This is a genomic window from Poseidonibacter lekithochrous (assembly GCF_018861145.1).
In the GTDB taxonomy this organism is placed as follows: domain Bacteria; phylum Campylobacterota; class Campylobacteria; order Campylobacterales; family Arcobacteraceae; genus Poseidonibacter; species Poseidonibacter lekithochrous_A.
Genome location: NZ_JAHKQT010000023.1, coordinates 171,739 through 186,036 on the forward strand (window position 1 = coordinate 171,739; position 14,298 = coordinate 186,036).

Sequence of the window (14,298 nt, forward strand, 5' to 3'; positions counted from 1 at the left end):
ATTTCCTTAAAATATTAATAAGGAAAGAGGATAGAATTAAAATAAAAAATTAATACTCATTTAAATTAAAACATTACTCTTCCCTACGCTGGTATTATCCAGTTCAAGTTCAACGGGTTAAGTAAATAGTTACTATTCTCAGCTAAATCTAAAAGATATAGCACCCCGAGAGTTTGGGAATTCTAGTATAAATGGTATAAAATCAACCTTAGGTTAATATAAGCTATATATAATTTATATATAGTTTAATAAATTAGGTTATTTTTTAGCCATGTTTCTATTTTTTTAAGAAATATTTTAGATAAAATATAATTATAAATTTTATGTAAATATAAATTGCTTGTGTATTGCTACTATTCTTATGTAAAATTTCATTACAAATATATCTATATATGGATTAAATGATGAAATACTTAAAAGATCTAGAAAAAATCATAAATATCAACTCTTATACTAAAAATAAAGAAGGCGTTGATAATGTTGGCCAAATTATGTCCACTTGGCTTAAAGAGTTAGGTTTTAATGAAACTACTTATAAAAGAGAAGAAATTGGAAATCATCAATTATTTACTACAAAAAGAAAAGATAATCAAAAAAATATTTTGCTTTTAGGTCATAATGATACAGTATTTCCTGCTGGTACATTTGAAGGATTTACAGAAGATGAAACCTGGGTTTATGGACCTGGTGTTTGTGATATGAAAGGTGGAAATATTGTAGCATTACAATCACTAAGAAACATCTACAAGAATAATAATGAGATAACAAATATTGATTTTTTATTAGTTTCAGATGAAGAAAGTGGAAGTGATGATTCAAAACATGTAACTTTAGATATAGCAAAAAATTACGATTATTGTTTTGTTTTTGAAGCAGCTGGAGCAAATTTAGAAGTTGTAACAGGAAGAAAAGGTGTTGGAACTTTTACTATAGCAATCCAAGGTGTTCCAGCACATGCTGGAACTTCATATTTAAAGGGAATTGATGCGAATTTAGAAGCTTCATATAAGTTACAAGAACTATCAAAACTAACAAATTTAGATCTAGGGACAACTGTAAATGTTGGAAAAATTGAAGGTGGTATTGGTGCAAATACTATTTCTCCAAAATGTGAAATGTTATTAGAAATTAGATATACAACAAATAAGGAAAGAGATAGGCTACTATCATCTTTAAATGAAATAACAAATACTTCTTATATCAAAGGTACTACCTCTAAACTTAGTGGTTTGATTCAAAGAGATGTAATGGAATCAAATGAGAGTCAAGCCATTCTTATAAAACAAATTGAAGAAATTACAGGAACTACAATTATTACTGAAAAAAGGGGTGGAGTTAGTGATGCTAATCATGTTTCTAGTTGTGGAGTAACAACAATTGATGGATTTGGTCCATTTGGTGATGGTGATCATACTAAAAAAGAAAGAGCTTCCAAGGAAAGCTTTGAGCTTAGAATTAATATGATGACTAATATTTTAAGTTTTTTTCAAAAGTAACATAAATTTTTAAGGAGCATTTAATGAGTAAAAGAAAAATTGGTATGTGGTTATATCAAAATGGTGGCGGAGATGAAATCGAAAAAAAGATTATCACTAAATTAAATGAAAGAGATATTCAAGTAACTCCTGGTATTAATTTAAGAGATGCTGTTGCAAAAAATAAACATATTATTTGGGAAGATAAAAAAATTGATAAACTAGATTTATTTTTCTCATATAATGCAGGTGAACAAACACAATATCAAGTTTATTTAGCTAAAGCATTAAATCGTGTAATTCCTATGATAAATTCTTTTGATGCCTTTGAATTATCTGAAGATAAATTTCAAACTTCTTATTTATTAAGGCAAAATGATATTCAAACTGCTGATTATAAATTGTGTCATAGAGATGATACACACCATTTGAAAACAATAATGAATAAATGGAATAAGATGGTATATAAACCAACTGATGGTTGGGGTGGTGTTGGACTTACAAAAATAGAGAATCAAGAAACACTTGATATGTTAATGCCATTTTTAAATCAAATGGATTTAAGATATTTTTATGTAGAGAAATTTATTGATTATGATAATACAGATTATAGAGTTGATATAGTTGATGGTAAATTTGTAGGTTGTTATGGAAGAAAAGCTTCAGGAAGTGACTGGAGAACTAATGTTACTAGTGGTGGAAGTGTGTTTATGAGAGAACCTAATGATGAAGTAATCAATTTGGCACTAAAAGCAACTAAAGTAACAGGGTTAGATATATCTGGTGTTGATATTATCTATGATAGAAAAAAAGAAGAGTATGTTGTTCTTGAAGTCAATGGAATTCCAGCATTTGCTACACCAGAACAAGAGAAGATGGGATTAAATTTTAATGATAAAAAAATTGATTTAATTGTAGAGTTAATAGATAGAAAAACAAAAAAATAAATTATAAGAAAAGGGAAGAACATGAGTAAATTACCAAAATTAGGCTTTTTATATATGGATTACGTTTTAAGGTTTTTTGATTATTCAAATTTCAAAGGATGGCCAAACAAAATAGAAACGGTTACATATCATTGGGGAAAAGATAAACAAAGATTTATCAATGAAGTTAGAGCTAAGAAGATTGATGTATTAATTGGAAATATTCCAGCAACTGCTTATGAAACATTTAGAGAAATTTCAAACGAACTTCCTCATGTAAGATTTGTTCCATCACTAGAAACTCAGTTCCCTAATAAATCAAAAGAGAATGTTACTTTATTTTGTGAAAAACATAATATTGCAATTCCTAAAACAAAGATTTTTCATCAAAATAAAGAAAAAGCTTATGATTATTTAAAAAATGAAGCAACATATCCTCAAATTATTAAAAAGTCTTATGGTCCATCTAATTATGGTGGATATTATGTTCATAAAGCTGATAATTTTAAAGAAGCTCATGCTTTATTAGAAAAAGAAAAATATGATCCTATTTATACTCAAAATGGAATTGATTTAAAATACTCTGGAGATTTAAGAGTAATGTTAATTGGGCATAAACCAGTTTGTGCCTTTTGGCGTTTCTCAGGTGAAGGAGAATGGATTACAAACACTTCTCAAGGTGGAACAATGTCTTATGAAAATGTTCCTATGAATGCACTTGAACTTGCAGTAAAAGCTTCTAAAGCTGCAAAAGCTGAGTATTGGGCTTGTGATATTGCAATAGATTCAAATGATGATAAACCATATATTTTAGAATGTGCAACTGCATTTGCTGCTTTCCCTTATATTAGAGATTGGATTTGTCAATATTTAATGTGGGACTTCTCAAATGGTAAGTTTAAAATGCCTCATGTTCCTTTATATTCATGGGTAGAATTAGGTAAAATTGATCCATCATTATTAAGAACTATGAGACATATTGGATTTAGTAAATATAGTCCATCTTGTGATGGAGCATATTTTATAAATGAAAAAGAGAGTTCTTTCGATATGGAAAAAACACTATTAAATGATCCTAGTGATTATCCTGAAGAGTATTCTTATGATAAATTGCCTACATATGTACAACTTGAAGATATTCAAACAAAAGATATTCAAGATGATGCATTAATAAATAAAATAAATTTCAATCTAGCATCGTTAACAGATTTAATGACACTTCATGGAATGGAAGATGAGTTAGCTATTGAGATTATGGACTTTAAAGAAAATAATACAATTACAGATGCAAGTGATTTATTAGAATTAGAATCAATAGATGAGCAAATGATTAAAACTTGGGATCAGAATGTTGCTGATATGAGAGTTAACATTAATAATGCTGATGAAAATACTTTAAAGAAAATAAAAGGTATTGGTGCTAAACTAGCAAAAATCATTTTAGATTTTAAAGAAAAAATTGAGGAATTTAAAGATTTAGACCAATTAAAAGATATTGAAGGAATTGGTAAAAGTAAATTTACTCAACTAAAATCTAGACTAAAAATAGGAGATTAATTTTTGAAACAACTTTATAGATCATATAATGAGTCTACTGATATTTTCAAAGATTTAGAAAATAGATACTCTAAGTATATTAAACTAGAGTCAATTGGGAAAACTTGGGAAAAAAGAGATATTAATCTAATTACTATCTCTAAAGATATAAAAACGGCGCATACTAGACCTGCATTATTTTTTACAGGTACTATACATGCAAGAGAATGGGTAGGACATGAAGTAGCAATTGAATTTGCTAGATATGTATTAGAAAACTATGAAAATGATCCTATTATTCAATCATACTTAGAAAATACTACTATTTATATGGTTCCTTGTGCTAATCCTGATGGATATGAATACTCAAAAAATCACTTTTCTTTTTGGAGAAAAAATAGACGTGTAAATGCAGATGGAACTTATGGAGTTGATTTAAATAGAAACTTTCCAATAGGTTATGTGAAATCTTCAGTTCCTTCATCAAATGTATATGGAGGTCCAGAACCATTTTCGGAACCAGAAACAAGAGCATTAAGAGATTTCGTTGAAGCTCATGATAATATTTCAATTGCTTTAGATTATCACTCACAAGGAAATGTATTTTTCCCTGCACATGATTTTAGGCATGAAGATACAATCGATACAACAGATATGAATACTTTATGTGCAAATATGGCAGAAGAAATAAAAAAAATATCAGGTAGAGAATATGGTATTCACCAAGGAAAGCCACCTACTAAACTTATTTCAGGTTCAGGTAGAGAGTTTTATCATTCAAGAGGAATTATTGCAAGTGTAGTTGAAGTTGGTACAAGAAATATTTCTGATTATATGGATGATATGGATGAGCACTTAAGGGAGCATATTCCTGCATTATTAGCAGCTGTAAAAGAAGTTCCAAATTATGATAAAAACAATAAGATAAAAAGAGTTGATTCTTTTGAAATTACAGAAATTGGCTCAAATCATGCAAATTTAAAATGGGAATATTCAGGTGAAAAAGGTGTATTCTTTGAAATTTATAGAAGCTTGAAAAACAAGTCATTTTGTAACAGCTCTAATTTAATTGGTAGCACACAAAATTTAGAATTTAGTGATATTAATTTACAAAGTAATAAAGATTATTTCTATAATATTAGAGCAGTTAGCAAAAAAACTAATCAAAAATCACCATTTTATCCTCAAATTGCACTTAGAACTGATACAGAATATGATGAGTTCTCAAGAACATATTATGCAGCATCTAAAGAGACGGGATATGTAGCTGAAAATATAAATGACAATGCAAAACACTTTGGAATTAACTCTTTATTTGTTGGAGTTGATGAAAATAAGGGTATTTCATACGCAATTGTTACAATTAATGTAGCTTCTCTTCCAGAAGATGCAATTATTAAATCTGCAAGTGTAAATCTTTATCCTATTAATAGAGTTTCTACAACTATTGAAAAATATGGTGAATGGAATGTAGGAATTGTTGATCAAGAAGCAATGGGTGATATTACAGATTTTGATGATGTTGATAATATGAAAATATTACAATATATTGGAAGACCTACATCATCAGATAAACTTACACAAGGTATATGGAGAACATGGGAACTTTCTGGAATTGAATGTGAATGTTTACAAGAAGTTGCTAAAAATGGAAAAGTTGTTTTAAGAGTAGAAGGCCCTAAAGAGTTAATTATTGGTAGAACAAGACAAATGATGCAATGGGATATTGGATATGGAAGATTTGGTTATGGATTACCTTATAGACCAAGACTTGAACTTACATACACAATAAAACCAACAGTTACTACTTTATATCCAAAATCATTATGTACCTTGAGTAAAGATGGAATTAAACCAGATGAATTAATTTCGGGTTATGATGATGAAGGAAGTAAAATTTATTCTTCTTTTGAATTTAATATTTCATCGCTACCACCATATAATGAAACTTTTATAACACGAGCTTACTTTGAATTAAATTCAACAAAAATCTATATTAAAGACGATATTAGATTCCATTTAGAATTTGTTGATGAAAATATTGATAAAGATTATGAAGGGATTGTAAATAGAGAGATTATTCAAAATATTGGTTATGATGTAAGTGCAAATGAACTTAAAAATAATCAAACACAATATTTTGCTTTTGACACTTTTTCAGAAATTACTTTAAATGAAAAGCTTAAAAATAAAAGTGATGTTGCATTTGTTTTAAGACCAACTTCCTCTAAAAAAGCTAATAGAAGTAAAACTGTATCTTGGGAAACAAAAAATCAATCATTAAGTCCTAAACTTATAATTGAGCATATTCCTAAAAGAAGAGAAGCATTGCCACAAGTTGAGAATGCACAATTAATTACAGAAAATGGAAAGATTAAAATCACTTGGACAAATCCTAAACATAGGGATTTAAAAGGTGTTAAAGTTATGAAGAATGCATATAGAGAACCCTACTCTACTCATGATGGTCAAAAACTTTTTGCTGGAATGGATGACTATACTTTTGATGATTTTGGTGCTTTAGATATTGATAAGTATTATGCTATTTTTACTTATGATGAAGTTCCAAATTATTCTAAACCTGTAATATTAAAATATACAGCAAAATAGGAAAATTTATGATTTTAAAATTTAAAGAACATTATCCACAAATTAACCCAAGCGCTTGGATAGCTCCAAGTGCCGATGTTATTGGACAAGTTACTATAGGTGAGAATTCATCTGTATGGTTCCAGTGTGTATTAAGATCTGATGTTAATAAAATTATAATTGGAAAAAATACTAATATACAAGATTTATCAATGATTCATACAGATGTGGATTCACAGACAATTATTGGAGATAATGTAACAATTGGACATAAAGTTATGCTTCATGGCTGTAAAATTGAAGATAATTGCTTAATTGGTATGAGTGCAACAATTTTGGACAATGCAGTTATTGGGCAAGGTTCAATCGTAGGAGCTAATTCACTTGTAACTTCGGGAAAAGTATTTCCTCCTAATTCTTTGATTATGGGAAGTCCTGCAAAGGTTGTAAAACAACTAACGCATGAAGATGAGCAAGGCTTAATTAATCATGCTGCTCATTATGTGGATTATAAAAACGATTATTCTTAAAAAAAGTTTAGCTTAGTAAAATATTTACTAAGCTATTATTTATTGTTTTATCTATTATTTACACTTACTATATGCTTGAGTTAACTCTTCATATAAAATATCAAAACTAACATTTTCCATAGTTTCAATAATTTCTACCATTACAACGTTATCTTCTCTACCATTCCATTCTTTTATATATGAGCCCTCTTTATATCCATTATCTTGTCTAAATTTATTCAAACAGTTTTTACCGATATAAAGTTTTTGTAACCAAGTAAAAGATAACCCAGAGATTTTACAACATCTAAAAAATTGATCTATAAATCTTTCAATTCCAGAAAATGTTGGCATATTACCAGTTTCAATTGCTAGTGAAATATAAGATAATTTTTCTGCTTCTTTTACCATTGCTTTTGCATCCACATTTTCAACTGCTTCATAAATACAGTGCGTATTTACTAAAGATACAGCTCTTGGAACATTTGTTTCTTGTAAAATATAAGACATTAAAAAATGCCAAATATCAACAAGCTCTACATGAATATTATTCATATCAGGTTGGGCATTGATATTTTTCCAATGTTTCCATGGAGTTGATTCAATTAACTCTGCAACTTCCATATGAATACATCTAAGCCAATTTATATCTTTACCAAACCTATTAATACCTAGTTCCCAATTCTTTCCATTTGTAGAATCATTTAATTGTTTTTGTAATAAAAACATTTCTTCTAATTTATGAGGGAAAGATGAAGCTTCTTCTAAAAGTGAAGCTAATGGTAAACATTCTTCAATAACACTATCTAAAGCACTATCATTAGGAATGTTTTTTTCACCTTTTAATAAATGTACTATTAATGAAACAGTATAAGGAACATCATCTTTTTCTTCCCATTCTAAAACATCTACTGATCTAACACCTATATATTTCATAAAATCTTCAATTGATAAAAACCCCAATGACTTAATACTAGTTTTAAAATCTTTATATAACAAACTTATCTCCTATTCTACTGGTAATTTAATGGTAAACATAGCACCTATATTTGTATTCTCAACACTTATAACACCATGACTATGTTGTTCAATTATTGTTTTACACATATATAAACCTAATCCTGTTCCATTTTTATTAGTTTTTGTAGAAAAATATGGTTCAAATATTTTTCCTATAACATTATTTGGTATTCCACCTGCATTATCTTCAATCATAATACAAATATAACCATCTTCTTTTAAAGTTGAAATATTAATAACTTTTTCTTCAATCTTTTTTTCAGTTAATATATCACATGAATTTTTTATAATATTTATAATTGCTTGAACTATTTCATTTACATATACAAAAACTTTTATTTGTGTATCATTTTTAATATTTAATTTAATCGAATTAGCTTTTAATAAATATCCTAAAAAATCTAAAGACTTATTTATTATTATTGAAATATCTATAAGTTCTTTATTGCGATTTGGCTTAAAGAAATCTCTAAAATCATCAATAGTTTTTGACATATAATTAAGTTGTTTTCCAACATCATCAACAACACTATCAAGTAATTTATCCGTAATTTCACCATCAATCATCTTTGTAAGTGGAAGCTTTTGCACTAAAATTGAAACAGCTTGTAAAGGTTGTCTCCATTGATGAGCAATCATAGAAATCATTTCACCCATTGCTGCATGTTTTGATTGTTCAATTAATAAATTTTGTTGACTTTCTATAACTTTTTTTGAAGTTATATTTTGACTAATGGCATCAAAACTTATTATATTCCCCATATTATCAAAGTTTGGATAAATTGTTGTTTCAACCCAATAAAAATCTCCATTCTTTTTAGTATTTTTTAGCTCACCTACCCAAATCTTTCCAGCACTAATAGTTTTCCATAAATCATCTATAATCTCTTTTGCTGTATCATTATGTTTTAAAATATTATGTGATTTTCCAACTAGTTCTGAGCTTTTATAACCATTTACTTTACAAAATGCAGATGATACTTTTATAATCTTTCCATTAATATCAGTTCTTGATAAAATAACTTGTTTATCAACTATATCAGCTGATTTATTTAATGCTTCTTCTATAGCTTTTGCTTTTTTATTATAAATTTTTAATGAGTTTGTAAAAACCTTTTCAAAAAGTATATTTAATTCATTTGTAATTTCAAGATTGTTTAAATTTAATTCAATTAAAAATTCAAGTAGTGCATTTTTAAGACCTGAACAAAGAATAAAAAGTTCTTCAGGTTTTACATCTTGTTTATTTAAATAGCTAAGAAAATCATTTGTTGATGAACATTTCCCAATTATCATAGTTTCACTAATTATATTGATATAATAATCTAATAAACCAAAAGCATATCTTTTTATAAATAATTCTTTATCAATTTTTCTAGTATTTAAAATAAGTATTATATTTTCTTTATTAATCCAGTATCTAATAATAGCAAATTTATTTTTCTTAAAATTATCAATTTGTTCTTTTAATTGAAATTGCTTCATTATCTATTATCTTTGTTTTTCTTGGTAGAAATTACAATCCATTTTACTTGAATTTTTTACAACAATTGAGGGTAATTGTTGTGATTTAAATCCGTATGCATTACAACCATGAGGTTTGTTTTGTTCCCATGTTACATAATAATAAACACATCTTTGGCAGACTATTCTTTTTGTACTCATATTAAATTTCAACTTTACTTTGTATTGCTTTAGATAAAGACAAGATATCAACATTTTCTAAGCTAACACCAGTAGGAACACCTTGAGCAATTTTTGTAAATTTTATATCTTTATTTTTTAATTTGTCTTCAATATAAAGTATAAAAGCATCATTAGCAATTGATGGAGTGATTGCAAATAGAATTGTTTCTACATCATTATCATCAACAAAATTTATTAAACTATCAAGGGAGTGTTGTTCTAACTCTTCAATAACAAAATATTTACCATCAAATTGTTTAGAATCTTCAATTATAAATATATCTTTTGCACTTTGAACAATGCACATTTTTGTATTATCTCTTGAGTCATCTAAACACACTTCGCATATTTCATGCTCACTCATAGAACCACATTTAACACATTTAGTAATATTTTTTAAAGCATTTTCAATACTATGTGCAATCTTTATTCCACAATAATTATCATTCATAACAACATGGTAAGCTAACCTTAGTGCAGATTTCTTTCCTATTGTTGGTAATGATTCAAATGCTTCAACTAGTTCGTAAAATTTTTCTAGGCCTTTTTTCATATCGCGATTATATCAAATATTTATTTTTTTTTAGATAAAATCGCGGCTTAGATCAAATATAAATATTATATAGGAGTTTACATTGACTGAAATTGATTACTATGAACTATTAGAAGTAAGTAGAGATGCTGATAAAAGTGTTATAAAAAAAGCATATAGAAAAATGGCAATGAAGTATCATCCAGATAAAAATCCAGGTGATAGTGAAGCTGAAGAATCATTTAAAGCGGTAAATGAAGCATATCAAGTATTAAGCGATCAAGAAAAAAGAGCGATTTATGATAGACATGGAAAAGCTGGTCTAGAAGGACATGGACAACAAAGAGGTGGTTTCTCAGGTGGATTTGATGATTTAGGTTCAGTTTTTGAAGAAATGTTTGGATCATCTTTTGGTGGCGGAGGCTCTAGAAGACAGAGAAAATCGTATAACTATAATTTAGATGTTGCTGTTGAAGTAAGATTAGAATTTAATGAAGCAATCTTTGGATGTAAAAAAGATATAAAATATCATTATAAAACAGCTTGTAAATCTTGTAAAGGAACAGGTGCTAAAGATGGTAAATTATCTACTTGTTCAACATGTGCAGGACAAGGTCAAGTTCATGCAAGACAAGGTTTTATGACTTTTGCACAAACTTGTCCAACATGTCAAGGTTCAGGACAAGCAGCTAGTGCATCTTGTAAAAAATGTAATGGTACAGGATATGATGAAGTTAAAGATAATTTTAAAGTTGATATTCCTGAAGGTGTAAATGATGGAATGAGAATTAGAGTTTCTAATAAAGGGAATATTGCTCCTGATGGAACAAGAGGAGATTTATACCTTGAAGTTTCAGTTAAAGAAGATTCTCACTTTGTTAGACATGATGATGATATATATTATGAAGCACCAATTTTCTTTACACAAGTTGCTCTTGGTGGAAAGATTACAATACCTGGATTAAGAGGTGAATTAGAACTTGAGATTCCAGCGGGTGCTAAAGATAAACAACAGTTTACATTTAAAAATGAAGGTGTAAAATCTGTTCAAGGTTATGGTAAGGGTAATTTAGTAGTACAAATTAAAATTGAATATCCTAAAAAATTAGATAATGAACAAAAAGAACTTTTAGAAAAATTACAAGAAAGCTTTGGTGTTGAGAGTAAACCTCATGAAACAAGTTTTGAAGGTATGTTTGAAAAAGCAAAGAAATGGTTTTCATAAATAATTAAAATTTAAAAATAATCTTAAGGAAAAATATGAAATCTAATTATTTAGAAAGTACGCCCAATAAAGATGGTTATTTCGGTAGATTTGGTGGTTCTTTTATCCCACCAATGCTTGAAAAACCATTTGCTGATATAGAAAAAGCATATGAACAACTTAAAAAATCTCCTGAATTTATTGATGAGCTTAAATATGTTAGAAAGCATTATCAAGGAAGACCAACGCCAATTTCTTTTGCTAAAAATTTAACAAAATATTGTGGTGGTGCAAAAATATATTTAAAAAGAGAGGATTTAAATCATACAGGTGCACATAAATTAAACCACTGTATGGCTGAAGTAATATTAGCAAAACATCTAGGGAAAACTAAAGTAATCGCAGAAACAGGAGCAGGACAACACGGAGTTGCACTTGCTACTGCTGCTGCTTATTTTGGATTAGAGTGTGAAATTCATATGGGTGAAGTTGATATTGCTAAAGAACATCCTAATGTTATTAGAATGAAAATTCTTGGTGCAAAAATTATACCTGCTACTCATGGTTTAAAAACATTGAAAGAAGCTGTTGATTCTGCATTTGAATCATATGTATCTCAAACTGAAGATGCAATATATTGTATTGGTTCAGTTGTAGGTCCTCATCCATTTCCAATGATGGTAAGAGATTTTCAAAGTATTATAGGTTTTGAAGCAAAAGAACAATTTAAAGAATTAGAAGATTCAAATCCTAATCATGTTGTTGCATGTGTTGGTGGCGGATCAAATGCAATGGGTATATTTGCAGGTTTTATTGACGATGTTGATGTAAATCTAATAGGTGTTGAACCTATGGGAATTGGTGAAAATCTAGGTGAGCATGCTGCTTCTTTAACTTATGGTGAAGAAGGTATCATGCATGGATTTAACTCTATTATGTTAAAAGATGAAAATGGTGAACCTGCACCCGTTTATTCAATTGGTTCAGGAATTGATTACCCATCTGTTGGACCTGAACATGCTCATTTAAAGGATATAGGTAGAACAAAAGTTGGTTTATGTGATGACAATGAAGCAGTAGATGCTTTTTATAAGCTTTCTCAATTAGAAGGTATTATTCCAGCTTTAGAATCAGCACATGCTATAGGCTTTGCTATGAAATTAGCTAAAACTTTAGCTGCTGATAAAACTATCTTAGTTAACTTATCAGGACGTGGAGATAAAGACATTGACTTTGTAGTTGAAAAGTACCCTATTCCAAATGCGAAGTTTTAAATCTTAAATCTAAAATTGTTTTATTAGATTTTTATTAATATTTGTAAGCTCTTCATATTTGAATTTTAACTGTTCATATTGAAGAGCATAATCATTATATAAAAAAGAGTAATCGTCATCTTCTTTATCTTTATATCTTCCATATTCATCTTTTGTAGTAGTTGATAAAGCATCCACAAAACTAAATGAATTTACAGAAGTTAATATTTCATCTAATCTATCTTGAGATATTACATCTGTAGTTTTTTTATTATCATTATTTATTTTATTTGAAATTGTACTATGAAGTAAATCTGCTAAAGAGTTTGTAGAAGATGTATTTAAAAAACTATTTTTATCTTCATATCTATCATAAAGATATGAGTATCCCAAATCAAAAGGTTCTCCTAAGACAGTATTAAATAAAGCTTGTCCTAAGGTATCATCTTGAGTAAAGAGCGTTGCAAGTCTAAGATTTTTAGCCATTTGCTTTGACTCTTCATCCTTAAAGATAGTATTAATTTCTTCTAAAGTAATTCCTTTTATATTTTCATATGTTAAAGAATCATTTCTTTGAATATCTTTATTCTGAGCATCTGTTGTCTGTGAAGTTGAAATTAAAGAGTTTAAAAAATCATTTGATTTACTTATTTTTTCTGATTCTTTTATTTCATTTTTCAATAAAATTTCATTTATATTTGATGTAATCATTTGCAATCACTTTTTTTAGATAAGATTTTTAAAACATCACAAGAAAAACCTGCTTGTTTTCTTGCTTCAAAATTTAAGTCCATTTTTCTTTTAGTTGAACCTGGATAAACATCTTCTATAATTTCTAAATAAGTAGAATCATAATCTAAGTTTTCTAAATCACAAGCATACTTATACCAAGTATCGCCCTTTCTAACATGATCAACTTCTTCTTCTAAAATAGTTTGTAAAACAGCTAATATCTTCCTATTAAATGGGTCATTATTTGATTTAAGTTTTTCCATAATTTTTGGATTCTGATCTAAGCCATTTGCTTCAAGATATCTAGGAACTGCCGCCATTCTTCTTAAAAAAGTTGGTGTATCTTGTAAAGCTTCAAATAAATTTTTATGTACAGGAAAGTCACCGTACTTACCACCTAACTCATTTAATAATTTTTCTAACATTAAAAAATGTCTGATTTCATCACTAGCAACTTCAAGCCAATCTTGATAATATTTTCTGGGTAAATTCTTAAATCTTAACGCTGCATCTATAGCTAAATCAATTGCAGAATATTCAATGTGTAAAATTGTATGTATTAAATATCTTTTACCTTCATCTGTATTAAAATTCTTTATTTTTGGAAGTGCTGTAGGTTTAACAATTTCTAGAAAAGTACTATATCCTGGCTCTATTAACTCACAAGGTTCATATGAATCATTTAAGGTATACTCATTATTTAAAAATTTTCTATAAAATTTATTAAACTTTTCAATCTTATTTTTTGGTTCACTTGTTAATAAAACTTCTTCAAGTGTATTAAAATAATCCATTCATAACCTCTTTCTTGATATAATATAACAATTTTAGCAAAG

Annotated in this window: 13 protein-coding genes and 1 riboswitch; of the genes, 7 read left to right on the plus strand and 6 right to left on the minus strand. The window is 27.9% G+C overall.

Annotated elements, in window-relative coordinates:
- Window positions 1-63: 63 nt before the first annotated feature.
- Window positions 64-178: riboswitch (TPP riboswitch) on the minus strand.
- 226 nt (window positions 179-404) lie between these two features.
- Genes KO488_RS09060 through KO488_RS09080 form a run of 5 tightly spaced genes read left to right on the plus strand, consistent with a single transcriptional unit; the run spans window position 405 to window position 7,056 of the window.
- Entirely contained in the window at window positions 405-1,496 is a 1,092-nt protein-coding gene (locus KO488_RS09060) for a M20 family metallopeptidase (protein WP_216058478.1), read from the plus strand.
- 23 nt (window positions 1,497-1,519) lie between these two features.
- A complete protein-coding gene (locus tag KO488_RS09065; protein ID WP_216058479.1) occupies window positions 1,520-2,422 on the plus strand; it encodes an ATP-grasp domain-containing protein in 903 nt (300 codons plus the stop codon).
- A 21-nt stretch (window positions 2,423-2,443) separates the two neighbouring features.
- Complete coding sequence (locus KO488_RS09070; RefSeq protein WP_216058480.1) at window positions 2,444-3,958, plus strand: helix-hairpin-helix domain-containing protein; 1,515 nt, start codon at window positions 2,444-2,446, stop codon at window positions 3,956-3,958.
- Between the two features lie 3 nt (window positions 3,959-3,961).
- Complete coding sequence (locus KO488_RS09075; RefSeq protein WP_216058481.1) at window positions 3,962-6,547, plus strand: M14 family metallopeptidase; 2,586 nt, start codon at window positions 3,962-3,964, stop codon at window positions 6,545-6,547.
- An 8-nt stretch (window positions 6,548-6,555) separates the two neighbouring features.
- The gene (locus KO488_RS09080) at window positions 6,556-7,056 is read left to right on the plus strand and encodes a gamma carbonic anhydrase family protein (RefSeq protein WP_216058482.1); all 501 of its coding nucleotides are present in this window, start codon (window positions 6,556-6,558) and stop codon (window positions 7,054-7,056) included.
- 54 nt (window positions 7,057-7,110) lie between these two features.
- On the opposite strand, the gene KO488_RS09085 is transcribed toward KO488_RS09080, so the two are convergent.
- The 4 genes from KO488_RS09085 to recR are packed head-to-tail and all read right to left on the minus strand — an operon-like array spanning window position 7,111 to window position 10,294.
- Window positions 7,111-8,034 (minus strand): dUTP diphosphatase, encoded by a 924-nt coding sequence (locus KO488_RS09085; RefSeq protein WP_216058483.1) that lies wholly within the window; start codon window positions 8,032-8,034, stop codon window positions 7,111-7,113.
- 9 nt (window positions 8,035-8,043) lie between these two features.
- The gene (locus tag KO488_RS09090; protein WP_216058484.1) at window positions 8,044-9,540 is read right to left on the minus strand and encodes a PAS domain-containing sensor histidine kinase; all 1,497 of its coding nucleotides are present in this window, start codon (window positions 9,538-9,540) and stop codon (window positions 8,044-8,046) included.
- Window positions 9,541-9,546: 6 nt separating this feature from the next.
- Window positions 9,547-9,720 (minus strand): uracil-DNA glycosylase, encoded by a 174-nt coding sequence (locus KO488_RS09095; protein WP_216058485.1) that lies wholly within the window; start codon window positions 9,718-9,720, stop codon window positions 9,547-9,549.
- 1 nt (window position 9,721) lies between these two features.
- Window positions 9,722-10,294: a recombination mediator RecR gene (gene recR / locus KO488_RS09100; protein ID WP_216058486.1), complete on the minus strand. Its 573-nt coding sequence runs from the start codon at window positions 10,292-10,294 to the stop codon at window positions 9,722-9,724.
- Window positions 10,295-10,376: 82 nt separating this feature from the next.
- Between recR and dnaJ the strand changes: the two genes are divergently transcribed.
- Window positions 10,377-11,498, plus strand: coding sequence for a molecular chaperone DnaJ (dnaJ, locus tag KO488_RS09105; RefSeq protein WP_216058487.1), 1,122 nt, complete (start codon window positions 10,377-10,379; stop codon window positions 11,496-11,498).
- Window positions 11,499-11,533: 35 nt separating this feature from the next.
- Window positions 11,534-12,751: a tryptophan synthase subunit beta gene (trpB, locus tag KO488_RS09110; RefSeq protein WP_216058488.1), complete on the plus strand. Its 1,218-nt coding sequence runs from the start codon at window positions 11,534-11,536 to the stop codon at window positions 12,749-12,751.
- Between the two features lie 9 nt (window positions 12,752-12,760).
- Here the strand turns inward: trpB and KO488_RS09115 are convergent, their stop codons facing one another.
- Complete coding sequence (locus KO488_RS09115; protein WP_216058489.1) at window positions 12,761-13,441, minus strand: hypothetical protein; 681 nt, start codon at window positions 13,439-13,441, stop codon at window positions 12,761-12,763.
- Window positions 13,438-14,256, minus strand: a complete 819-nt coding sequence (locus KO488_RS09120; protein ID WP_216058490.1) for a ferritin-like domain-containing protein — start codon at window positions 14,254-14,256, stop codon at window positions 13,438-13,440. Before KO488_RS09120 ends, KO488_RS09115 begins: the two co-directional genes overlap by 4 nt.
- Window positions 14,257-14,298 lie beyond the last annotated feature (42 nt).

Bases quoted from the DNA above. Each gene is read 5' to 3' on its own strand.
- KO488_RS09060 (WP_216058478.1), top strand. From the start codon at position 405: ATGAAATACTTAAAAGATCTAGAAAAAATCATAAATATCAACTCTTAT.
- KO488_RS09065 (WP_216058479.1), top strand. From the start codon at position 1,520: ATGAGTAAAAGAAAAATTGGTATGTGGTTATATCAAAATGGTGGCGGA.
- KO488_RS09070 (WP_216058480.1), top strand. From the start codon at position 2,444: ATGAGTAAATTACCAAAATTAGGCTTTTTATATATGGATTACGTTTTA.
- KO488_RS09080 (WP_216058482.1), top strand. From the start codon at position 6,556: ATGATTTTAAAATTTAAAGAACATTATCCACAAATTAACCCAAGCGCT.
- KO488_RS09090 (WP_216058484.1), bottom strand. From the start codon at position 9,540: ATGAAGCAATTTCAATTAAAAGAACAAATTGATAATTTTAAGAAAAAT.
- KO488_RS09095 (WP_216058485.1), bottom strand. From the start codon at position 9,720: ATGAGTACAAAAAGAATAGTCTGCCAAAGATGTGTTTATTATTATGTA.
- recR (WP_216058486.1), bottom strand. From the start codon at position 10,294: ATGAAAAAAGGCCTAGAAAAATTTTACGAACTAGTTGAAGCATTTGAA.
- trpB (WP_216058488.1), top strand. From the start codon at position 11,534: ATGAAATCTAATTATTTAGAAAGTACGCCCAATAAAGATGGTTATTTC.
- KO488_RS09115 (WP_216058489.1), bottom strand. From the start codon at position 13,441: ATGATTACATCAAATATAAATGAAATTTTATTGAAAAATGAAATAAAA.
- KO488_RS09120 (WP_216058490.1), bottom strand. From the start codon at position 14,256: ATGGATTATTTTAATACACTTGAAGAAGTTTTATTAACAAGTGAACCA.